Here is a 22,087-nt window from a genome sequence, read left to right as displayed (position 1 = left end):
TAGGATAAAAACAAATTACCTATCTTAAAAATAGCGGTTTTTTATACATAGTAATTATCAATGCCAAGCTTTGCAAAGTTCAATCACAGTCTATTTCTCGGCATAATTTTATTGTCGGATGTAGCTGCTATTACCCCACTATCACTGGCAACAACTCCAGAAAATATAGGTGTAAAAATTGCCCAAAATATAGATAGCACACCAGCAAAAAAAGTTTTTGAACAAGCAGATAAACTGCGCGAACAAGGAACGGCAGAATCTTTGAAGCAAGCAATTGAGAAATACCAAGAGGCATTACAACTTTATCGGGCGGTGGGCGATAAGGTAGGTGAAGCTACTACCTTAAAAGATATGGGTAGTGCTTACAGAAGCTTGGGGGAATACCAAAAAGCGCTAGATTTATTTAACCAATCCTTGGTACTGTTTCGGTCTGTAGGAGATCGCTCAGGTGAAGCCAAAAATCTCAACAACATTGGCTTAGCTTACTCATATCTAGGAGAAAAACAAAAAGCTTTAGATTTCTACAACCAAGCTTTATCTCTGAGACGCGCAGTAGGCGATAAGAAAGGTGAAGCATCTACCCTCAACAACATGGGCAATGTCTACTCAGATTGGGGAGAAAAACAAAAAGCTTTAGATTTCTACAACCAAGCCTTACCCCTGAGACAGGCAGTAGGCGATAAGAAAGGTGAAGCCGATACTCTCTATGAGATTGGCAATGTCTACTCAGATCTGGGAGAAGAGCAAAAAGCTTTAGATTTCTACAACCAAGCCTTACCCCTGAGACGCGCTGTAGGCGATAAGAAAGGTGAAGCTGGTACTCTAAATGGCATTGGCAATGCTTACTCAAGTTTAGGCGAAAAGCAAAAAGCACTAGCTTTATATAAGCAAGCAGTCCTCTTATTTCAAGCATTAGGCGATCGCCGTGGTGCATCCATCCCTCTTGTCAACATTGTGGGTATCTACTCAAGATTAGGAGAAAAGCAAAAGATGCTAGAGTTCTACAAGCAATACAGAGCTTTCTTCCCTGATCGGGCTGAGGAATATAAATTAGAACATCCTGAATATTACAACAATATTGGTGTAATATATGACAGATTGGGAGAAAGAAAAAAGGCAATAGAATTTTTTAACCAAGCACTTTCTCGTAACCGTGCAGATGGTAATCTTCTTGGGGTAGGTCGGAACCTTTCTAATATAGGATGGTCGTACTCAAGATTAGGAGAAAAGCAAAAAGCCTTAGATTTCTTCAACCAATCCCTACCCCTATGGCGTGCAGGGGGCAATCGCCAAGAGGAAGCTTATACTCTGTACGACATGGCGAAGATAGAACGTGATAGAGGCAATCTTGAGCAAGCGTTGACTCAAATCGAAGCATCAGTGCAAATTATTGAGTTTTTGAGAACTAAAGTTGCTAGTCCCGAACTTTGCGCCGCTTACTTTGCTCAAGCACAAAAGCGTTACCAGTTCTACATTGACTTGCTAATGCAGTTGCACAAAATTAACCCCACACAAGGTTATGACAGCAAAGCTTTAGCCGTTAGCGAACGCGCCAGAGCAAGAACACTTCTAGAGCTACTGAGCGAAGCGAATGCAGATATTCGCACTGGTGTAGATGCTACATTATTAGCGCAAGAGCGCAATTTGCAACAGCAACTCAGCGCCAAAGAACAACAGCGAGTTCAAATCCTCGGTGGCAAATATACTCAAGCTCAAAAAACAGCGATAGAAACAGAAATAGCTAACTTACTAACTGAATATCAAAATATTCAAGACCAAATTCGCGCCACCAGCCCCCGCTATGCGGCTTTAACCCAACCTCAACCCCTTACCCTGCCAGAAATTCAACAACAAGTATTAGATGACAATACATTACTATTGCAATACTCATTGGGTGAAGAACGCAGCTATTTGTGGGCAGTTACAAAAACAGGAATTACTAGCTACGAATTACCCAAACGTGCTGATATTGAAGCACTAACAAAGCGTTTCCAGCAAGAAGAATTAGTTCCCGCACACCAAAGAATTAGAAAACCTCAAGATGCTAAAGCATCAACAGTCTTAAGTAAAATATTGCTACAACCAGTAGCTAAATTGTTAGGCAATCAGCGATTAGTCATTGTGGCTGATGGAGCATTACAATATATTCCATTTGCTGCTTTACCTTCTCCCGCCTCCACTAACGCACAGGATGCAAAGGAATATTTAATATTTAATCATGAAATTGTTAGTTTGCCTTCAGCTTCTACATTAGCGGTATTAAGAAAGGAGACTGCAAACAGAAAAGCCCCTCGTAAAACCGTGGCTTTAATTGCTGATCCCGTTTTTTCTCTTGATGATGAGCGATTGCAAACTACTGTCAAATCTGCTCAAAATCAAAATTCAGATATCCAAGCACTAGCTTTATCCAGAGCATCTGCTGAATCAGATGTTAATCTCAGCAGATTAAATTTTACCCGCACTGAAGCCGAAGCAATTACCGCTTTGTTGCCTCCAAATCAAACCAAAAAAGTCTTAGATTTTGCTGCTTCTCGCAATGCGGCTACCAGTTCAGAATTAGCACAATATCAAATTGTGCATTTTGCCACTCATGGCATTCTTAACAGCAAAAACCCAGAACTATCAGGAATTGTGTTGTCACTATTCGATCAAAATGGCAATCCGCAAAACGGTTTCTTGCGATTGCACGATATTTATAACTTAAATCTGCCAGTAGAATTAGTTGTGCTAAGTGCTTGTCAAACTGGACTAGGTAAGGAAATTAAAGGTGAAGGATTAGTCGGCATGACCAGAGGTTTTATGTATGCTGGTGCGCCCAGAGTCGTTGTGAGTCTATGGGATGTACAAGATCAGGCGACATCTGAGTTAATGAAGAGATTTTATCAAAAAATGTTATCAGAAAAGCTTAAACCAGCCGCAGCATTGAGAGCTGCACAGATAGAAATGTTGAAAGAAAAGCAGTGGAAATTGCCTTATTATTGGGCAGCGTTTTTGTTACAGGGTGAGTGGAATTAAACTCGTATTTTCTATGCGTTGCATTGGTTGTCAGTCAATCGTGTAATTAGTCTTTGATTCACCAACTCAGCCGCTAACCCAATCGCCGCTTTCACACTCGTAGCATCAGCAATACCCTTACCTGCAATATCAAAGGCTGTTCCATGATCTGGTGAAGTTCTCACAAACGGAAGACCTATCGTAGTATTAACTGCACGATCAAACGCCATCAATTTCACAGGAATTAAGCCTTGGTCATGGTAAAGTGCCAAGTAAGCATCAGCAGGATTTTGGCTGTGAGAATTTCCATACCAAGCTTGACCAGGTTTAACCCACATCGTATCTGGTGGTATTGGCCCTTCTAGCTGTAAATTTGGTCGCTTTTGCCGTTCTTGTTCTAACCAGGGAATCAACCAATCTATTTCTTCATTTCCCAATTGTCCCTGTTCGCCACTATGGGGATTTAAACCCGCGATCGCAATTCTCGCTTCCTTGATGCCAAAATCTTTTTCTAAACACTCCACCAGCAAATCCAGTTTCTTGGTTAATAACTGCGGTGTTAGAGTATCAGCTACTTGACGTAGGGGAATATGTGTGGTTGCAAGTAAAGCGCGGAGTGTCCAGTCAGTATGAGGCGATCGCGCTACAAATAACATTCCAAAGCGGTCAACACTAGATTTTTCTGCTAACAGTTCTGTTTGCCCTGGATAATTGTAACCCGCAGCTTTCCAAGCAGATTTAGCTATTGACCCTGTGACAATTGCATCAAATTTACCAGCAAGTGTTTGGGCGATCGCATATTCCATATAGGCAAAACTAGCTGCACCACTCGCTTGATTACCAGTGCCTATAATAACTTGCTCTTTAATTTCTGCCTTTAATGGCACATCGATAACTGACAAAATATCTGGATTTGCCAAAGCTGCTAAATTACCAGTTAAATTTAGTTGGTTATAAGCCTCTAGGAGCAAGTCCACATTACCTATTACTGTCACGTCACAGTTTTTACTAACCGTTGGATCTGCCAAAGCTTTTAAAATCACTTCTGGCCCAATCCCCGCCGGATCTCCTAGCGTCAGTGCCAAACGTGGGCGATGTTCTTGATATGGAGTTACTATTTGATTTTGATTTTGATTAAGTTGAGACATATTGCCGTTCCTCTAACCCTCTCCCCATCTACAGATAATAGGGCTTGACCACCAAACTGGTTTAGAATTATTTACACTGGTCTAATTCAACAGTGGCTGTTATAAAGCTTCTGATAGACCTAGTTTATCTGAGTTGCTTAAGGCGCTTGGTGAACGCAAAACTAAAATACCTGTTTTTTGGACTGGCCAACATGAGATTAGAGCAATTCAGTCTAGTCTACTTAAGCAGACCGAAAAGCAGGAAATCTAAAGATCATCCTTTAGAATCCGCCGCCGTTATCAACCGAATGCAAGCAGGTTTTAACGGCGAAAAATGTTAAACATATCATTCGCTAAGGAGAATCACACCTATGGGCGGCGAAATTTTAAATGCAGCTCTGTTGTCCTTCGGTTTAATCTTCGTAGGTTGGGCCTTGGGTGTTTTATTGCTAAAAATTCAGGGTGCAGAAGAATAATCCTTTTGTATCAATAGTCCTGAAACCTGAGTATAAGTAGTATCCCACGACTAAAGTCGCTTCCTTGAGACTAAATTGCTGTTCAAAAAGTACTAATGTGCTTCATTTTGTTCAGCACTTTTTCGGTAAATAGCTTGTCCGGTTTCCGGACAATGCTGTTTTTGCTAGCTTGCCTGTGGCAATTGAGTTTCTAAAAAAAAAATGTAAACTTTTGTTTACTTGGCGATTCTGATAAGATTCTTTATCATATAACTTAAAAAATTGTTACAACCCTCATGACATTATTAATCGTCGGTGCCACTGGCACCTTGGGAAGACAAGTGGCTCGTCGTGCTATCGATGAGGGGTATAAGGTACGCTGTCTTGTCCGGAGTACCAAAAGAGCTGCTTTTCTTAAAGAGTGGGGTGCAGAACTTGTATCGGGAGATTTATGTTATCCCCAAACCCTTACAGGAGCGCTAGAAGGTATAACCGCAATCATTGATGCAGCAACCTCTCGTCCTACAGATTCACTAAGCATTAAACAGGTGGACTGGGACGGCAAGGTAGCATTGATTCAAGCAGCAAAGGCTGCGGGTGTAGAGCGTTTTATTTTCTTCTCGATTCTGGATGCTGAGAAGTACCCAGAAGTACCGCTGATGGAAATTAAGCGATGTACAGAACTTTTCTTAGCTGAGTCTGGCTTAAATTACACCATCTTACGCCTAGCTGGTTTTATGCAAGGCTTAATTGGTCAATACGGAATTCCCATTTTAGAAAACCAGCCTGTTTGGGTAACTGGTAATTCTTCTCCTGTTGCCTATATGGATACTCAAGACATTGCTAAATTTGCTATTCGTGCTTTAAATGTCCCAGAAACAGAAAGACAAGCTTTCCCAGTAGTGGGTACTCGTGCTTGGAGTGCAGAAGAAATTATTAGTTTATGCGAGCGCTTGTCTGGAAAAGAAGCCAGGGTAACAAGAATGCCGATAAACTTGCTGCGTACTGTGCGGCACGTCATGCGGTTCTTTCAGTGGGGATGGAACGTAGCAGATAGACTGGCATTTACAGAAGTTTTGGCAAGCGGGAAACCGTTAAATGCCTCAATGGAGCAGGTGTACCAAGTCTTTGGGTTAGACCAACAACAAACCACAACCCTAGAAAGCTATCTGCAAGAGTATTTCAGCAGAATTATGAAAAAACTTAAAGAGCTAGACTACGAGAAAAATAAAACTAAAAAGCAGAAATCTAAAAAGACTCCGTTTAAACAATCTTCAAAAGTCAATAGTCAATAGATTCGAGACTAATGACTACATTGTCCAAAATGTGTCACGATTAACATAATACAGAGCATCGCCTAAACTTGGATATTTGAATGTGCCGAAAGCAGGCATTATCTACAATGACCTCAAACCGATAGCGGGTCGCATCGCTATCGAACTGAAAGACAAACTAACCGCTGCCGGTTGGAATGTATGCATCACAACAAGTATCGGTGGCATACTGGGCTACTCTAACCCCGATAGTCCTGTATGCCATACCCCACTTGATGGTCTGACGCCACCTGGGTTTGACTCAGACATGGAATTTGCTGTGGTATTAGGGGGAGACGGCACTGTTTTGGCAGCGTCTCGTCAAGTAGCCCCCTGTGGTATTCCACTGCTAACGGTGAATACCGGTCACATGGGGTTTTTGACAGAAGCTTACCTCAATCAACTGCCCCAAGCAATGGAGCAGGTGATGTCGGGTAAGTATGAAATTGAAGAGCGAGCAATGCTCACCGTCAAAGTGCTGCGGGGAGAATCAGTGCTTTGGGAAGCACTCTGCTTGAATGAAATGGTACTGCATCGGGAACCATTGACCTCTATGTGCCATTTTGAAATTGCCGTAGGGCGTCATGCGCCAGTTGATATAGCAGCAGATGGTGTAATTATCTCCACACCAACTGGTTCTACAGCTTATTCTTTGAGTGCTGGTGGCCCGGTAGTCACCCCTGGCGTACCCGTGCTGCAACTAGTACCAATTTGTCCCCATTCTCTAGCATCTAGGGCATTAGTGTTTCCAGATACGGAACCAGTAAACATCTACCCAGTCAATATTCCACGGTTGGTGATGGTAGTGGATGGGAATGGAGGATGCTATGTGCTACCAGAGGATCGGGTACATATAGAGCGATCGCACTACAGCGTTCGATTTATTCGCCTGCAACCGCCAGAATTTTTTAGAATTTTACGAGAAAAATTAGGCTGGGGTCTACCGCATATTGCTAAACCTACTTCTGTAGAATTACCTTAAATGAAGTTAAGAGTACTGAGTGCTGAGTAATGAAGAAAGTATGAAAAATTAAAAAAGAGCAGTGAAGAAATGGTTTGATTTTTTCTTTTTTACTGTCCACACCCAGCACTCACAACTCATAACTTACAACTCAGTACTCAGCACTGATCTTTGCTTTTGAAAGATTTTCTTCCAGAATTGTTGTTGTAGTAATGGTATTTGGAATTAGTGATGAAAATTGCATCTGGGAATTTGATGGGCGATACCTGAACGTGCTAAAACATCCGAAGCAGCATCTCATAGCAAAATAAAGTTCAGAGCTACAATTTTTTCTTGGTATCAAGTCAGAATTGCTCCCGTATCAGAAACTCATAAATTAGATCTCTAACTCATGTACAGACTTTCTCTAGAACGTTAGTACAATCCAAAATTCCAAATCCTACATCGCAAATTAATATGACAGTTGCTCACAGTCCCTGTGTTTTGGTGGTTGAAACCGATGAGAGCCTAGCCAATCAGCTTTCTTTCGATTTGCAAGAGGCTGGCTATGACTCCATTTTGGCTCATGATGCAGCCAGCGGTTTACAATACAGTCGTGATCGCCAACCGGCTTTAATTGTTTTAGACCGGATGCTGGCAGGAGAATCAGGACTCTCGTTGTGCAAAAATCTTAGAAGTGCGGGTATGCGATCGCCTGTGCTGGTACTTATGGCACGTGATACAGTTGATGATCGTGTTGCTTGTTTAGAAGCTGGAGCTGATGATTACATCCTCAAGCCTTACCGTTCAGAAGACTTTTTGAAGTTGATTCGCCTCTACTTAAAACCCGATGTCGATACCACAGAGCAGTTACGCTTTGGAGACTTGGTTTTAGACATAGCAACTCGTCGTGCTATACATAACGCACGGGTAATTGACTTAACTATGAAAGAATTTGAACTTTTAAAGTTCCTCATGGAACACCCCCGTGAGGTGTTAACTCGTGAACAAATTCTTGAAAATGTTTGGGGTTACGATTTTATGGGTGAGTCGAATGTGATTGAAGTGTACATACGCTATTTGCGCCTGAAAATCGAAGATGAAGGTCAAAAGCGCCTAATTCAAACAGTGCGAGGTGTAGGGTACGTTCTAAGAGAGTCCTAGAAGCCAATGGCAGGAGCAACAAAAGCTACAAAGCAACATTCGACAATCCCACCTCTCAACAGGGTGGGATTCTTAATTAAAAGTGAAATAGTATAATTTGTGGGCTTTCTTCTTTAAAATTTGTAAAATCGAAATCTAAATTACAAAATCGATAACTATATGCTACGTAGGCTAAATTTGTTCTCAATATTGCTGAGTGTTTTGTTAATGGGTTGTTCTCCACCAACAACAGCTAAACCTCCTACTCCCACTTCCGGCTCTCAAACTCAAGCACCAGTACCTGCTGGTCAAAAACTACCAATTTCTGCTGTAGCAACTATTCCCAACGGCACAAAGATTCAATTGGAAGTAGCAAAGACACCGGAACAGCAAGCGATGGGGTTGATGTATCGCACAAATTTGGCAGATAACCAGGGAATGTTGTTTAAGTTCCCTTCAGCACAACCAGTTAGCTTTTGGATGAAAAATACACTCATACCGCTAGATATGATATTTCTCCAAAATGGGGTGATAAAGTATATTCAAGCTTCTGCTCCTCCCTGCGCTAGTGAGCCTTGCCCTACCTATGGGCCCAATACACCAATTGATACAGTAATTGAACTGCGGTCTGGACGAGCTGCCGAATTAAATTTGCAGGTAGGTAACCGTGTCAAAATTGAGTTATTAAAGTCCGAAGCTTTGCGTAGCTCACAATCGGGTTGATTACTATTTCAATAATCCTTAATTTCACTCAATTATTTTTTTGTAAAAAAAGTATTAAGTACCGTGATATAATGTCGGATCACAAACCTACTATTTAAGATATTGCCAATAAATGGGAAATATTTTTGTATCCACGGTAGAATCAGAGCTTTCAAGCTTATCTACAGAAAATCTTCCTTTTGGAGTACGGATAAATATTTGCTAATAAGAGACTATAAGCTATGGTAACTTTGTTACCAAATGTGCAATTAAATAAAACGCTGCCGTAAATAAAGACGAAACCAATTTGATTTGGGGAAAGTCTAGTTTGGAAAATTGGGCAGACAAGTAGCGATAAATTTTTAACCTTTTCCCCTCTTTGAAGAAGTCAATTTCTTCGAGATAAATTGAGACTAAATCTACTGCGGTGTTTCAGTAATAATGCCACAGTGACAGATTAAATACTGGCAACTAGCTACTGAGCAACGGTGAACTGATATATGACAATACACTCTGCGCTAGGAGGTGAGATACAAATGGCACCATCAACATATTCTCGGCTGATTCATTTTTTGCAAGAAGATTTGGCAATTTCTACAGCGTCGTTGGCAGTGGCGCTGCGACACAGAGAACAAGATCCAGGCCCTTTACCAATGATTCTTTGGCAGTATGGATTGATTACTCTCGATCAGTTGGAACAAATTTATGATTGGCTGGAGACAGCATAGTAATGAGTAGCTCAAGCAGGAGAATTGAGGTATGTCAAATCAACTATGCCTTGTACAAAGGCTAATAGATAGGGAAACAGACTTTCAGCATTACTACTTGATGACATTCACATTAAAAGAGCGAGTTAAAAGTTTAACTCGCTCTTTTAATTTAGTGCTGAGGATGGTTTTTTTCCTTAGCACAATGCCAAGTTGAGATTTTGAATTTTAAACTGACAATACTCACGACTGGCTAAATACTCTAGCTGCTGCCGCTACACCAGATCCTGGGGTGAAGTTTTCGTAGCCGAGTTCAGTAAGGGCAACTTCCAAGGATGCTATGCAGCTGAGAATATCGCGATCGCTGACAAAGCCCAAGTGACCAATACGGAAAATTTTGTTTGACAGATGGTCTTGGCCACCTGCTAGGGCAATATCAAAGCGCTTTTTCATAAACGACCGAATTTTATCCGCTTCAATACCTTGAGGTGCTACAGCCGTAATCGCTGGACTAGCATAACTATCATCCGCAAACAGCGGTAAATTCAACCCCTGAATAGCAGCACGGGTAGCATTCTTAAGTCGCTGGTGTCGGGCAAATATCGATTCTAATCCTTCCTCTTTCATGATCCGCAACGTGGTGTGCAGTGCCATGATTAGGTTCACAGGCGGAGTAAATGGAGTAGTGTTTTTCGCCGCAGATTTACGGTACTTATTTAAATCCAGATAATATTTCGGCAATTTAGCGGTTTTGTAAGCTTCCCAAGCTTTGGGGCTGACAGAGACAAATCCCAATCCAGGGGGAATCATATAACCTTTTTGCGAACCGGAAGCGACTACATCCAATCCCCAAGCATCTACAGGCAAATTGAACGCGCCTAAACTTGTGACAGCATCAACAATAATTAAAGCTTCACCGTGGGCTTTGACATGACTGTTAATGGCTTCTAAGTCATTGAGTACACCCGTTGAAGTCTCGCTGTGGGTGATGATGACAGCTTTGATTTGTTTTTCTTTATCAGCTGCTAATTTTTCTGCAAACACTGCTGGATCTAAAGGTTGTCCCCATTCAGCAATAATTGGTTCGACATTCAGACCATAGGCTTGACCAATTTCTACCCAGCGTTCGCCAAACTTACCATTAGAGCCTACCAAAATGCGATCGCCTGGAGACAAAAAATTAATTATTCCGGCTTCTACCGCACCCGTACCGCTGACATTCAGCGTCAGCACATCACTTTGAGTTTGGTGCAGCCATTTGAGGTTTTCGTTTACCTCTGCCAAGATGTTGCTAAATTCACCAGTACGGTGTCCAATTGGGTGCTTGGCCAATGCAAGTAAGGCAGCCTCTGGCACTGGTGTAGGGCCAGGAATCATCAGCATCAACTTATCGTCCATGTGTTTGTCCTATTAAATAAAAGTCAAAATTTTGGGGATGGTTAATTCTGGTAGTAAATTCTAGACATTCGTCTATATACACAATTAAGTTTGTCACCAGTTGTTTCGCATATTCTCCCCATTCAGAGGAAAAGGATTATTGGAGCTAAACTTGTTGACACTCCGGCTTACCTGATATTACCTGAAGGAATATCACCAAACCCATAGACGCGCTTTGGGCTTCTAATCCCCTAGAGCAGTAGCTGATCGTAGGCGAGCGTAAGGGAGACATCAAAATTATTGTCCAGGTTGTCTAATTTCTGTAAGAACGATTATCTAGAATCTCACAAATGTGGGTACAGCTACAATGAGTTATCAAATTTTACCTTGCTGCGTACCTGTTGACCAAGGTAGTTCAATTCATGTTTGTTTGGTAAGCGCTCGCTCTTGCTTTTCTACCCAAAGATGTTTGATTCCCTATCTGTGGAATGTAGTACAAGCTCTGGCGGAAGTTTACTATGTGACCATTATTAATATCAATGCATTTATAAGGGCGGCATAATGAAACTACCTCAATTGATTGTCACAACTGTCGCGGCAATTGCCTTTGGCTATGTCGGCTCTCAATACTTCAATAAAAATATTATGTATGCTATGGGTGCGGGAATGGTTGGGCTTGGTACGGCGGCATATCTTACTCCGTCTAAGTCTAAAGAAAAGCCTATTCACACACAACCGAAACAGTCGGCATGAAAAGCAAATTATGGCAATGCACTTTAATATAAAAAGCTCTTTTTTGAGATAAAAGTAGCCAAGAGGATATACTTTTTTATAAACAATGCTAAAAACTTGCTTGTTTGCAAGTCAGCGCCAGATTAACAATTCAAAATTCAAAAATAAAAATATAGATGGATAGTTTAAATTTTGCCTCCGTTACCAGGAGCATTATCTGTAGAAAAACTATAGATTTGGCTTGGTGCGAGATATATAGGTTAGGCGAATAATATTCATAATTCCGTACCCCTACTCAGTCTACTTGCTGATTGCCACTTCTGGGATTAAGAATTGAGGAAAACATCTCAACAAAAATCGTAGGCAAATCGAACAAAGATGTCGAAGTAGAGGTTGGGAATGGCTATCAAGCTATCACCGATCAATCGGGGGCGGCAGCTTTTTCAGCATGATGGTTAATAGACCAACGATGGTCAATCGCTACAGACGAAAACTTGCAAATTTCTTCTAGGCGCTTTTGTTGGACAGCCGCTTTACGCAGAGTAATAATTAGCTGATTTACCTGATGCCGCAAATCCGGATTTTGATTTACTGCTGACATAGTTTGTCTTTCTAAAAGTTGCAGTATAAGTTCGTAATGGATAGGTGAGGGCAGAGGAATTTGCTCCATGAAGTTAATCTTGTTTTTCAAATTAGTGATTTTTAGATAAGCCAAGGTTGTTGTGTTTCTAAGTAAATTGTTACATAGGCAACAAGTATTTGTTGATCCCTGTGGGAGTTTAGGCTATGAAGATTTAGCAAAGTCATTGGTGAGTCTGTAACGTGCCCTAGTACCCAATCGCACTAAGCGCCATTAGGTGGCTATAAAGGTACAAAAGAGGCATTTTATAAATCCCTCGGTATTATACGGGCGATCGCTAACTCTGGATCTGGTTGTTTTACCAAAGATTCACCAATGAGTACTGCGGATGCGCCAGCTGTTGCTACTAAACTCAGGTCATCTGGGTTATGTAATCCTGACTCGCTAACCACCAAGATGTTCCGTTCTTGCAACTGCTGACCTCTTGCAGCTAATAATTGGCAAGTTGTTTGCAGGTCAACGGAGAAGTCTTCTAAATTGCGATTATTGATTCCTATTAAGGAGACACCATCTAAACTTAACACTCGGTCAAGTTCTGCCAAACTATGAACCTCAATCAAGACTGCCATATTGAGAGACTTGGCAATTTTGATAAAGTATTGCAAATCTTGATCGCTTAGTATAGCCGCAATCAGTAAAACTGCGTCTGCGCCCTTAATTCGGGCTAAATACATCTGGTAAGGATAGATAATAAATTCTTTACACAATAACGGTAAATCTACGACAGTACGAACCTTAGCTAAATTGTCAAAACTGCCTTGAAAGAACTTCACATCTGTCAGTACAGAAAGACAACTAGCACCACCTTGTCGGTATGAAAGAGCGATCGCTGCTGGGTCAAAATCTTCTCGTAAAACACCTTTACTAGGAGAAGCTTTTTTGACTTCTGCAATTAACGCTGGTTTTGTCTTACCTTGTCGTAACGCCTCCACAAAATCACGAGTTGGCGGTGCTGTAAGTGCTTGCTTCTGCAATTCTCGCAAAGGCATTCTTTCGCGCATTTGGTCAACTTCTATTTCTTTTTGCCAGACAATTTCCTCCAAGATGTTGTTGGGGGTGGCATCTGGCATAGCAACCTCATAGCGTATAACGGAGACAGAAACAGTTGAGCTAGGTGAACGGCGACGGATTTGCATGATGGGGACTGGGGATTGGGAAAAAACAGGGGAGCAGGGGGCAGCTTCGAGGCAGGGGACAAGGGGACAAGGTGAGACAGCGCTGCGAAGAGAAGTGCCTTGCGCGGGGAACCCGCGTTGTGGCAACTTCGGGGAGGGTTTCCAACGCCAGTCGCTCATGGGGGAGACCCCCAAGACCGCGCTGGCTCCTCCGCAGGCGACTGCGTTCCCCGAAGGGGTTCTCGAAGAGTACCCGAAGGGGGACACGGGGAAAGAACTATAAATAACTCTCTTGCTCCTTGTCCCCCCATCCCCCATGCTCCTTGTCCTCTTCACCCGATGCCCAATGCCCAATACCTAACTGGCGATCGCTCGTTTATAGGCTTCGTCCAGAACTTCTGAAAGTGTTGGGTGGGCGTGAACCAAATGAGCGAGGGTATTAACAGATTGACGGTTGGCGATCGCTGCTGACGCTTCATGAATTAAGTCTGAGGCGTGCATTCCCATAATGTGAACACCCAAGACTTCTCCTGTGTCTTTGCGATACACTACCTTTGCTATACCGTCTGCTTCATTTTCTGCCAACGCTTTAGAATTACCTTTGAAGTAACTCCTACTAGTTCCTACTTCAAAGCCTTCAGCTTGACCCAATTCCTTAGCTGCTGTTTCCGTCATGCCGACATAGCTAATTTCTGGGTGAGTAAACGCTGCTGCTGGGATGCTGTGATAATCTACGACACGCTGGTGACCAACTATATTTTCCACCGCAACAATGCCTTGAGCAGAAGCAGCGTGAGCCAGCATCATTTTACCGTTGGCATCGCCAATAGCCCAGAGATGCGGTACAACTTCACCAGATGACAACACTGCCATGCGGTCATCGACGGGAATGAAATTGCGCCGATCAAGTTCCACACCTACAGTATCCAAACCGAGATTTTTAGTAGCTGGGATGCGTCCGGTAGCTACTAAGCAAGCATCCACCTCGATCACATCTACATCTTCTTTGGTTTTGAAATCTGCTAACTCAATCACCACCGGAGAACCAGGTATGACTTTTTTGGCGTATATTCCCACTTTAGTTTCAATATCGCGGGGAGTAATCAGCACCCGTTCGGCAAGTTTGGCAATGTCGCGGTCAAATCCTGGCATTAGCTGATCTAGGGCTTCAATCATCGTGATTTCACAGCCCAAAGCCGAGTAAATATCAGAAAATTCCAAGCCAATGTAACCACTGCCAATAATTGCCACCCAGTTTGGTAGCGATTCTAACTTTACACCTTGGTCACTAGTAAAAACAGTTTTGCCGTCTACTTCAATCCCCGGAGGAACAAAGGGTACTGAACCGGGAGAAAGGATGATGTCTTTAGCTGTGATAGTTTTTTCACCACCATCACCACTGACACTAACTTTTTGTGTGCCAGCTACTTTTCCCCAGCCTTTAATGATATCGACTCCCAGACGTTTGAGGCTATTTGTTAAATCGCCTTGGATTTTGGCAACGAGATTGTCGGCATGATTGGCGATCGCTTGCCGATCAAACTCCACATTTCCGACTTGAATTCCCAGCGACTTGAGGTGGTGGGCATTACGTAAGTCTCGCACACGTCCTGATGCCGCTAGCAGCGCTTTCGACGGAATACAACCCCGGTTGACACAGGTTCCCCCCATGTCAGCTGCTTCAATAATCGCTGTTTTGAGACCGCAGCTTACGGCGTGTAGGGCTGCGCCATGACCACCTACACCAGCGCCTATAATAACTAAATCGTAATCGAATCCATGACTCACGTTAGTTTCCCCGTGTGCTTCGCCTTTTTATTCTCAACTTGACTAGCAACCAGTGCAACCCCTTTGAGGTTCGGCTATTGCTAAATCAAATTTATGATTTACGCTAGCAGGCAAAGAGACTGAATATCTTCAGTATCATAGCCAAACTTGTATACTCACTTCATTTAATACTTAAATTTACCAGTTACTGGGGACTGGGGACTGGGAAAAAGCAGGGGTGCAGGGGAGACAAGGGGACAAGGGGACAAGGGGACAAGGGGAAAGAACTATGATTAAATCTTGCTCCAAGTTGTTCCCCCATCCCCCATGCTCCTTGTTCTCTTCACCCAATACCCAATCTCCAGTCCCCAATCCCCAATCCCCAATACCCAATCCCCAACCTTTGAGTTTGTTTGCAACGTTTAAACTTCACGCTCAACCAGGGTTTAAAATCTTGGCACGCACAGGATTGAAGTAAGCGATCGCTCAATGTTAATTCCTAATTTTAGTGAATTTACTATCCGCCGCAATGCCAACGCCAAATCTTTTCAGCGTGGCGAGGCATATTATGAAGCAGATGCTGTCATCTCCCTCACCCAACGTGGCAATCTGCTACAAGCAGAAGTAGAAGGGAATGAAGTTAAGCCCTATCAAGTCCGCCTTTGTCTCAATAATGAGGGGCTGAATTCTGCCAACTGCACCTGTGCCTACGATTTAGATGGTTGGTGTAAACATATCGTAGCCACAATGCTCGTCTGTATGCGTCGGCCAGAAATTGTAGAGGAGCGTCCTACTTTAGAGCAACTCCTGAATCGTCTGGATCATCTTCAAACCCAAAGATTACTGCAAGAGTTGGTGGCAGAATACCCCAGACTGATAGAGGCAATTGATCGCCATGTCAATTTGATTGTACATCCTGTTGCCAAACAACAAAGTGCCAAAAAAGCTAAACCTGTACGCCAAGCTACCATTAATCCCAAACCTTTTGGGCAGCAAGTGCGCCAGATTCTTCGGGATGCGGTGCGTGCTTGGGAAGATGGTTATGATGATGACCCGATTACCGAAGAATTGCTCGGTGTTGTGCAAACTGCTGTAGATTTGAGCGAACGGGGAGATGGTAATAATGCGATCGCTATTTTAGAAGCGATTACCTCTGCGTGTGTAGAAAATTGGGATGATGTTGCAGAGTACGGTGCTGATAACGATGAGATTGTTCAGGAATTAAATGATGCTTGGTGTGAAGCAATTCTCACCGCCGAACTCACCCCAGAAGAAAAAGTTGATATCCAAATAAATTTGGAAGCATGGCAAGATGAGTGGGACGCTGATTTTGGATTAGTTTCAGAAGCTTTGCGCCAAGGCTGGGATTACCCGCCACTGGTGCAGGTTCTCCAGGGTAACATCACAGAAAGAGGAGTTTGGGAAGGAGAAATACCAGACTATGCCGATGATTTGGCATTGATTCGGCTAAAAATTCTCGAACGTCAGGAACGTTACCAAGAATACTTGTATCTGGCAGAAGCGGAAGGACAAACTCAACAATATTTGACCATGTTAGGGCGCTTAGGTAGGGTAGAGGAAGCAGTTGAGGCTGCTCAAACGCAGATGAACACAATGGAAGAAGCTTTTGCCCTAGCGAAAACACTCACAGAACAGAAATCGTTGCCACAAGCATTAGACATTGCTGAAAGTGGATTAAAGTTACCAGGAAATTGTCAGTATAGCTTGGGGCTATGGATGAGTGATTTAGCTGAAGAGTTGGGTAATCGGGAGGCTGCTTTATTAGCAAGAAAGGCTGCTTTTCAAGCCAAGCCTTCTTTATTTGACTACCAGAAGTTAGAAGAATTGGCAGGGGAAAACTGGGCAAGTGTCAAAGCAGAATTGTTGCAAATCATCCGCACCTATAATGGCTGGGGAACGGAGTCAGCCAAGGTGAATATTTATTTACATGAAGGACTAATTGATGATGCGATCGCAACTGTAAATGATTTTAGTTCCTACAATTCTGAGTTAATTTATCGAGTCATGGATGCTGCAATATCTCACAATCCTGACTGGGTGATTTCTAATGCCTGTCGCCGTGCCGAGTTAATTATAGATGCAGGTAAGGCAGAATATTATGATCATGCAGTTCAGTGGTTAAAAAAGGCACGCGCCGCCTATTTAGAATCTGGGAGAAAAGCAGATTGGGCTAGCTATAAAGCCGAGTTGATGGAAATCCACGGACGCAAGCGTAAATTGATGGGATTATTTAAGGAAAAGGGCATGGAATGATAGACAAAGCTATTTAATATCATCACTTGGGAACCTGCAATTTTTGTAGGGTACGTTACGCTGTCGTTAACGCATCTTACATCTACTGCAAACCGAGAATTGTACACAATGCCAATGCTAATTGCTCTATATAATCATGATCTAGATGACCAATAACTCTAATGATTCTGGATTTATCAATGGCTCGAATTTGCTCACAAAGTATTACGGAGTCTTGGTTTAATCCAGCAACTCCTAAAGAAACAAATACATGAGATGGTAAAAGAGCACGCCGAATCTTAGATGTAAAAGGTGCAATTATTGTGTGAGGACTAACAGCATTCGCTTGATCAATTTGTAGAACCACAACAGGTCTAATTCCTGCTTGTTCTGTACCTATCACTGGATTTAGATCGCAAAGAATCACATCCCCCCGCATAATTTCTACCACTTGATTTCCCCACGGGCTAAACGATTCTCATAGTCTTCTAAATTGGATAGGTAGTCAGAAAAGTCTGATTCTACTAGATCTAAAGATTCCATAGATTGAAACCATGATGAAGAGTCTTTAGTGCCATACTTCCAAACAAGGAAGTCTATAAAATCACTGACCTCTTGAACCAGAGAATCTGGAAGAAGGCGAATCTTTGCAATAGTTTCATCATGTACAGCCATAAGATATGCCTTTTAGTTGTGATTTTATTTCTAGGATACTCTGTAAAACTCGTGTTTTTTGAATATCAACTCTTGCCATTGGTGTTAAATTTTTCTATGATTAGCTCTTCTGAAATTGATGAGGCTACTATTCTAAGATTAATGTCAACTATTATTTTATTGTTGTCGAAACTTATATTTGTTTTTTTAACTAATAATTCTACTGGTAGATTATCACTTAATTTAATTTGATTAGATATTTGATTTTTATATCCTGCTTCTTCAAGCCATTCAGTAATATTTCGCCAGTTTTCTACCTTTTCATCAGATTTATCCACTAAATTCTTCACATACTTATACAAAGTATTACAAAGGTCAACTTCGACACCTTTGATGTTCTTATTGAGCTTTTCAGCTATTTCAGCCGGACTGTAACCACAAAGCAACCCGCGCAAGTGTAGTTTTTCGACTGGTGTCAAACGCTTTCCCTTGGCGGATGAAATGTCTGTGTACAGCGTTTCCAAATCCCAGTACTTTGCAGCCTGGGTGAATTGCTGATCAATAGATGTCATTGCTCTGATTCTTGATATAGAAGTTCCTAGCCTTATCCTAGCCTAAGCTCTAATTGTTGCTAGTACATTCTGATTATTTTTAAATTTAGCATTAAAAAATATTAGTTTTAAATTTAAATGCGTAATAATACGTATAAAAATTGATGGCGCTATGTTATGGGCGAGTTTTGCTTGTGTTCCACAAAAGCTTTTTATGGCTGATTCCTACAGCTAGGCTAACTTAACCACTAACACTTGTTAGCCGTTTAGCTTCAGTGATAATACATTACTAAAAATTACACTAAGGAGCATTTGATGGTTTCATTTTACCTTGGTCATAAAGCTAATGAACTTGCCAAAGGCGCTCAAGAGCGATATGAACGTGCTGTTGAATGGTTGAAAGAAGAGGAAGAAGCTACTAACAAGTTAGCAGCTGAGTATGGCCAACTCCAACTCAAGGTCATTAAAGACACGATTAAGCGTTTTGTTGATTTTCTTGAACGCACTGGTAGAAAAGCTTCCGAAAGCGAGAAGCGGCTTTTAGAAGGTCTAGACTTTTCAGTTCAGCAGATACAAGAATATAAAGCTGCTGCCATAGCAGCAGAACAGTATTTCATGGCTGGTGCTAAAGCCGCTGGAGCCGCAGCAGCAGGTTATGGGAGTGCTATAGGTGTTGCTACTTCTATAGGAGTGGCAAGCACCGGAACAGCTATCTCAAGCCTCAGTGGAGCCGCAGCCACTAATGCAATGTTGGCATGGTTCGGCGGTGGTATGGCTCTTGGTGTGTGGGTGCTAGGTGGTATCACTGCTATTCCAGCTTTGGCTATTGGTGGCTTTTTTGCGGCTTGTGAAGGTGAAAAAGCCATGACCAAAGCGCAAGAATATGTAGCCAAAGTCAATGAAGCAGTTACTGAAATTTACGCTGCCGATGATTATGCAATACAAGTAAAACAGCGCATTACTGAGTTAAAAACTGTTTTTGAATCCCTAAACACTCTTGCTGTTAAAGGACTGAACGAACTTGAATTTCAAGCTTTTGATTCAAACAGAGATGCCGAGAAGTTTCAACAGGTAGGACTTCTGATGAAAGCACTTGTAGAAATTCTGAAAACCCCAGTCTTGAACAGTGAAGGAAAACTTAATCTTGGCACTGTCACCATTTTAGAAAAATACCGCACCCTACCAGGTAAATAAACATGACAGCTAAGAAAGTTCATGTAGAAGTATTGGGAACAGGTGCAGATGCTCTTCAAAGCTTACACGCTATTATTGAAGCCTACACTGATTACAAGAAAGTTGCACAAGAAGAACAGACTAAACGACGTGATATCGAAGCCTGGGAAAAAACAACAATTGCCCAGGTTCAAGCTAATCGTGATGTTCTGATAAAGTATCTTGAAAGCTCATTTGATGAACGAGCAAATAATTTTCGTTTTCTGTTTGAGAAAGTCGATCAGGCAATTGCACAGGGTGATAATAAGCAATTAAGTTTATTCCTGCATTCCATCACTGAACTAGCAAAATCTAGTCCATTTAAAGACTTTGCAGATTTGACATCAGTGAGAGCGGCTCTCGACAATCCACAGCATGAATGGACAATTTGATAAGGAAAAGCCGCATGAATGATGAATGCAAACAAAAATTTTAGGATTATTAAATAAGTTTGTCATGTAGCGATCGCACTGATTTTTTTATATTGATGTCAAGTGCGATCGCCTATTTTTATTACTCGCAAATATTCAGGCGATCGCTAATAAAATTATTTAAATCATGGGTCTTAACATTTCCCGCACCGTAATTATGCATTCAGGAAAAGCTGAGGGTGAAATTTGCACATCCTCTGCAATAATTGTCTCACTTTGATAACCTTCTTGGCTCGGTAAGCGATAAACATGAAGCTTCCGCCCATTTACATCTAAAACCCAGTAATCTAAAATACCCGACTTGGCATAGATAGATGCTTTCACCTCTCGGTCATATTTGAGACTGGTATCAGCTACTTCAATAATCAGAAATATTTCAGATGGAGTGGGATGGTGGTCATCGTAATCCAAGGAATCGGGAATTACCACAGCCACATCTGGTTCTGGTTCAGAATAATCATTCAATTGCACAGGAGACTGAAATCGCAATAAAACGCGATCGCCTAAGCGGTTCCGCAATAATCTTTCCGTGCGAGTAATCGCTGACTCATGGGCGGTTCCCTTGGCTGCCATCCGAATTATTTGCCCCGCAATTAACTCAACCCGTTCTTCTGGATGAAAAATTCCAGCCTCCGCCATGCGGTGATAGTCTTGAACTGTTAACAGGCGAATACCTAAAACCATATCAGTTAAGCCGGACAGTTCAGTGCTTTTGCTTTTTCCAGTCTATCGATTCTAGTGATTTACTGTCATTATCTGATAGCTAATAGTGCAAATAAACCCTAATGTTTGTAGAACATGGGTTCAAAGTATATATTTAAACAAGCTTTTTAAACGGAGAGGGAGGGATTCGAACCCTCGTATACATTGCTGCATAACAGCATTTCCAGTGCTGCGCCTTCAACCACTCGGCCACCTCTCCAGGTGCCACGATTTACAATTCTACAATGAAATCGCAGAAAATGCAAAGATAAAAGAAGACATTTGAGAGTAAAGCTAAAATCCCGAATCAAGATGTCCCAAACATACACAATTAAAGTTCACGATCGCACTACAGGCAAAGAATACACCCTAAGAGTGCCAGAAGACCGCTACATCCTGCACAGTGTTGAACAACAAGGATCAGAATTGCCATTTTCTTGCCGCAATGGTGCTTGTACTACTTGTGCTGTCAGGGTGCTATCAGGAGAAATTTACCAACCAGAGGCAATTGGATTGTCGCCTGAGTTACGGCGGAAAGGTTATGCCCTATTATGTGTGAGTTATCCCCGTTCTGACTTGGAGGTGGAGACACAAGACGAAGATGAAGTCTATGAACTCCAGTTTGGGCGCTATTTTGCTAGGGGGAAAGTTAAGGCGGGTTTACCGTTAGATGAGGATTAAGATTTGGTTCGCGCAAAGATGCAAATTCAGGCTTTGGTGAAGCGTCTTGGCATTTGGACGCGCAGAATAATTATATTGGCTTGTCTATTACTGCTAGTCAGTTGCCAAGCCAAAAATCAGCCTACAGCTAATCAGATACAGGTGAAAGTAGCGCGGGTGGTCAGTGGGCAAAGTTTGGAAGTTCTAGGTGTAGCTGAACAACCAAACTTGATTTCCCAAGTGCGGTTAATTGGTATTGATGCACCAGATATACGTCAGCGTCCTTGGGGAGAGAACGCCAGACAAGCGTTAGAAACGCTAATTGGCGGTGCAGAACAAGTTGTAACGCTGGAGTTTGATCTAGAGGCAAAAGACAAAGTTAACCGGACTTTAGCCTATGTGTGGAAAGATAAGGTGTTGTTGAACGAAGAAATAGTGAAACAAGGGTATGCACTATTTGTCGGGCGATCGCCTAATCATAAATATGACCAGCGTTTAGAACGCGCTCAACAATGGGCTAGACTCATGGGGCAAGGAATTTGGCAATCAGAAAAACCCATGCGTCTTACTCCTGCTGAGTTTCGTCGCCAATATCGTTAAAGGGGGATTAGG

23 protein-coding genes and 1 tRNA gene are annotated in these 22,087 nt (G+C 42.2%); 14 read left to right on the top strand and 10 right to left on the bottom strand.

What is annotated here, in order from left to right:
- Nucleotides 1-60 precede the first annotated feature (60 nt).
- Complete coding sequence (locus AC5JL8_RS10985) at nucleotides 61-3,015, top strand: CHAT domain-containing tetratricopeptide repeat protein (RefSeq protein WP_495879807.1); 2,955 nt, start codon at nucleotides 61-63, stop codon at nucleotides 3,013-3,015.
- 11 nt (nucleotides 3,016-3,026) lie between these two features.
- On the opposite strand, the gene pdxA is transcribed toward AC5JL8_RS10985, so the two are convergent.
- Entirely contained in the window at nucleotides 3,027-4,142 is a 1,116-nt protein-coding gene (gene pdxA, locus AC5JL8_RS10980; protein ID WP_495879806.1) for a 4-hydroxythreonine-4-phosphate dehydrogenase PdxA, read from the bottom strand.
- A 350-nt stretch (nucleotides 4,143-4,492) separates the two neighbouring features.
- Between pdxA and petM the strand changes: the two genes are divergently transcribed.
- From petM to AC5JL8_RS10950, 6 genes are all read left to right on the top strand, one after another.
- Nucleotides 4,493-4,597 (top strand): cytochrome b6-f complex subunit PetM, encoded by a 105-nt coding sequence (gene petM / locus AC5JL8_RS10975; RefSeq protein WP_495879805.1) that lies wholly within the window; start codon nucleotides 4,493-4,495, stop codon nucleotides 4,595-4,597.
- Between the two features lie 275 nt (nucleotides 4,598-4,872).
- Nucleotides 4,873-5,871 carry an SDR family oxidoreductase gene (locus AC5JL8_RS10970; RefSeq protein ID WP_495879804.1) on the top strand — a complete coding sequence of 333 codons (999 nt, stop codon included), beginning with the start codon at nucleotides 4,873-4,875 and terminating at the stop codon, nucleotides 5,869-5,871.
- A gap of 82 nt (nucleotides 5,872-5,953) precedes the next feature.
- Nucleotides 5,954-6,871 (top strand): NAD(+) kinase, encoded by a 918-nt coding sequence (locus AC5JL8_RS10965; protein ID WP_495879803.1) that lies wholly within the window; start codon nucleotides 5,954-5,956, stop codon nucleotides 6,869-6,871.
- A 435-nt stretch (nucleotides 6,872-7,306) separates the two neighbouring features.
- Complete coding sequence (gene nblR / locus AC5JL8_RS10960) at nucleotides 7,307-7,993, top strand: response regulator transcription factor NblR (RefSeq protein WP_495879802.1); 687 nt, start codon at nucleotides 7,307-7,309, stop codon at nucleotides 7,991-7,993.
- 159 nt (nucleotides 7,994-8,152) lie between these two features.
- The gene (locus AC5JL8_RS10955; RefSeq protein ID WP_495879801.1) at nucleotides 8,153-8,695 is read left to right on the top strand and encodes a DUF192 domain-containing protein; all 543 of its coding nucleotides are present in this window, start codon (nucleotides 8,153-8,155) and stop codon (nucleotides 8,693-8,695) included.
- A 479-nt stretch (nucleotides 8,696-9,174) separates the two neighbouring features.
- Nucleotides 9,175-9,402 (top strand): DUF2949 domain-containing protein, encoded by a 228-nt coding sequence (locus AC5JL8_RS10950; RefSeq protein ID WP_495879800.1) that lies wholly within the window; start codon nucleotides 9,175-9,177, stop codon nucleotides 9,400-9,402.
- Between the two features lie 222 nt (nucleotides 9,403-9,624).
- Here the strand turns inward: AC5JL8_RS10950 and AC5JL8_RS10945 are convergent, their stop codons facing one another.
- Nucleotides 9,625-10,779 (bottom strand): pyridoxal-phosphate-dependent aminotransferase family protein, encoded by a 1,155-nt coding sequence (locus tag AC5JL8_RS10945; RefSeq protein WP_495879799.1) that lies wholly within the window; start codon nucleotides 10,777-10,779, stop codon nucleotides 9,625-9,627.
- Between the two features lie 346 nt (nucleotides 10,780-11,125).
- On the opposite strand from AC5JL8_RS10945, the gene AC5JL8_RS10940 reads away from it, so the two are divergent.
- Entirely contained in the window at nucleotides 11,126-11,320 is a 195-nt protein-coding gene (locus AC5JL8_RS10940) for a hypothetical protein (RefSeq protein WP_495879798.1), read from the top strand.
- The gene (locus AC5JL8_RS10935) at nucleotides 11,320-11,511 is read left to right on the top strand and encodes a hypothetical protein (protein WP_495879797.1); all 192 of its coding nucleotides are present in this window, start codon (nucleotides 11,320-11,322) and stop codon (nucleotides 11,509-11,511) included. Before AC5JL8_RS10940 ends, AC5JL8_RS10935 begins: the two co-directional genes overlap by 1 nt.
- Nucleotides 11,512-11,911: 400 nt before the next feature.
- Here AC5JL8_RS10935 and AC5JL8_RS10930 read toward each other — a convergent pair whose 3' ends face one another.
- From AC5JL8_RS10930 to lpdA, 3 genes are all read right to left on the bottom strand, one after another.
- Complete coding sequence (locus AC5JL8_RS10930) at nucleotides 11,912-12,160, bottom strand: DUF5340 domain-containing protein (RefSeq protein ID WP_495879822.1); 249 nt, start codon at nucleotides 12,158-12,160, stop codon at nucleotides 11,912-11,914.
- Between the two features lie 215 nt (nucleotides 12,161-12,375).
- The gene (gene trpC, locus AC5JL8_RS10925; RefSeq protein ID WP_495879821.1) at nucleotides 12,376-13,266 is read right to left on the bottom strand and encodes an indole-3-glycerol phosphate synthase TrpC; all 891 of its coding nucleotides are present in this window, start codon (nucleotides 13,264-13,266) and stop codon (nucleotides 12,376-12,378) included.
- Nucleotides 13,267-13,602: 336 nt separating this feature from the next.
- On the bottom strand, nucleotides 13,603-15,033 hold the full coding sequence (lpdA, locus tag AC5JL8_RS10920) for a dihydrolipoyl dehydrogenase (RefSeq protein WP_495879796.1): 1,431 nt from the start codon (nucleotides 15,031-15,033) through the stop codon (nucleotides 13,603-13,605).
- A gap of 468 nt (nucleotides 15,034-15,501) precedes the next feature.
- Here lpdA and AC5JL8_RS10915 point away from each other — a divergent pair, with 468 nt between their 5' ends.
- Complete coding sequence (locus tag AC5JL8_RS10915; RefSeq protein WP_495879795.1) at nucleotides 15,502-17,286, top strand: SWIM zinc finger family protein; 1,785 nt, start codon at nucleotides 15,502-15,504, stop codon at nucleotides 17,284-17,286.
- An 82-nt stretch (nucleotides 17,287-17,368) separates the two neighbouring features.
- Here AC5JL8_RS10915 and AC5JL8_RS10910 read toward each other — a convergent pair whose 3' ends face one another.
- From AC5JL8_RS10910 to AC5JL8_RS10900, 3 genes are all read right to left on the bottom strand, one after another.
- Nucleotides 17,369-17,716, bottom strand: coding sequence for a type II toxin-antitoxin system PemK/MazF family toxin (locus AC5JL8_RS10910; protein ID WP_495879794.1), 348 nt, complete (start codon nucleotides 17,714-17,716; stop codon nucleotides 17,369-17,371).
- Nucleotides 17,710-17,940 (bottom strand): DUF2281 domain-containing protein, encoded by a 231-nt coding sequence (locus tag AC5JL8_RS10905; protein ID WP_495879793.1) that lies wholly within the window; start codon nucleotides 17,938-17,940, stop codon nucleotides 17,710-17,712. The genes AC5JL8_RS10910 and AC5JL8_RS10905 overlap by 7 nt, the downstream gene beginning before the upstream one ends.
- A 65-nt stretch (nucleotides 17,941-18,005) precedes the next feature.
- On the bottom strand, nucleotides 18,006-18,491 hold the full coding sequence (locus AC5JL8_RS10900) for a helix-turn-helix transcriptional regulator (RefSeq protein ID WP_495879792.1): 486 nt from the start codon (nucleotides 18,489-18,491) through the stop codon (nucleotides 18,006-18,008).
- A gap of 294 nt (nucleotides 18,492-18,785) precedes the next feature.
- Here AC5JL8_RS10900 and AC5JL8_RS10895 point away from each other — a divergent pair, with 294 nt between their 5' ends.
- Together AC5JL8_RS10895 and AC5JL8_RS10890 are read left to right on the top strand one after the other, a co-directional pair.
- Complete coding sequence (locus AC5JL8_RS10895) at nucleotides 18,786-19,664, top strand: hypothetical protein (protein WP_495879791.1); 879 nt, start codon at nucleotides 18,786-18,788, stop codon at nucleotides 19,662-19,664.
- Nucleotides 19,665-19,666: 2 nt separating this feature from the next.
- The gene (locus AC5JL8_RS10890) at nucleotides 19,667-20,074 is read left to right on the top strand and encodes a hypothetical protein (protein ID WP_495879790.1); all 408 of its coding nucleotides are present in this window, start codon (nucleotides 19,667-19,669) and stop codon (nucleotides 20,072-20,074) included.
- Nucleotides 20,075-20,233: 159 nt separating this feature from the next.
- Here the strand turns inward: AC5JL8_RS10890 and AC5JL8_RS10885 are convergent, their stop codons facing one another.
- Both AC5JL8_RS10885 and AC5JL8_RS10880 read right to left on the bottom strand, forming a co-directional pair.
- On the bottom strand, nucleotides 20,234-20,797 hold the full coding sequence (locus AC5JL8_RS10885) for a Uma2 family endonuclease (protein WP_495879789.1): 564 nt from the start codon (nucleotides 20,795-20,797) through the stop codon (nucleotides 20,234-20,236).
- Between the two features lie 151 nt (nucleotides 20,798-20,948).
- Nucleotides 20,949-21,035: transfer RNA gene (locus tag AC5JL8_RS10880), tRNA-Ser, on the bottom strand.
- Between the two features lie 92 nt (nucleotides 21,036-21,127).
- Here AC5JL8_RS10880 and AC5JL8_RS10875 point away from each other — a divergent pair.
- Both AC5JL8_RS10875 and AC5JL8_RS10870 read left to right on the top strand, forming a co-directional pair.
- Complete coding sequence (locus AC5JL8_RS10875) at nucleotides 21,128-21,496, top strand: 2Fe-2S iron-sulfur cluster-binding protein (RefSeq protein WP_495879788.1); 369 nt, start codon at nucleotides 21,128-21,130, stop codon at nucleotides 21,494-21,496.
- Nucleotides 21,497-21,514: 18 nt separating this feature from the next.
- Nucleotides 21,515-22,075, top strand: a complete 561-nt coding sequence (locus AC5JL8_RS10870; protein ID WP_495879820.1) for a thermonuclease family protein — start codon at nucleotides 21,515-21,517, stop codon at nucleotides 22,073-22,075.
- Nucleotides 22,076-22,087 lie beyond the last annotated feature (12 nt).

The sequence above is a fragment of the Mojavia sp. genome (assembly GCF_059505145.1).
Note: the sequence above shows the minus strand (reverse complement) of the source record. Positions and strands in the feature narration are given on the sequence as shown.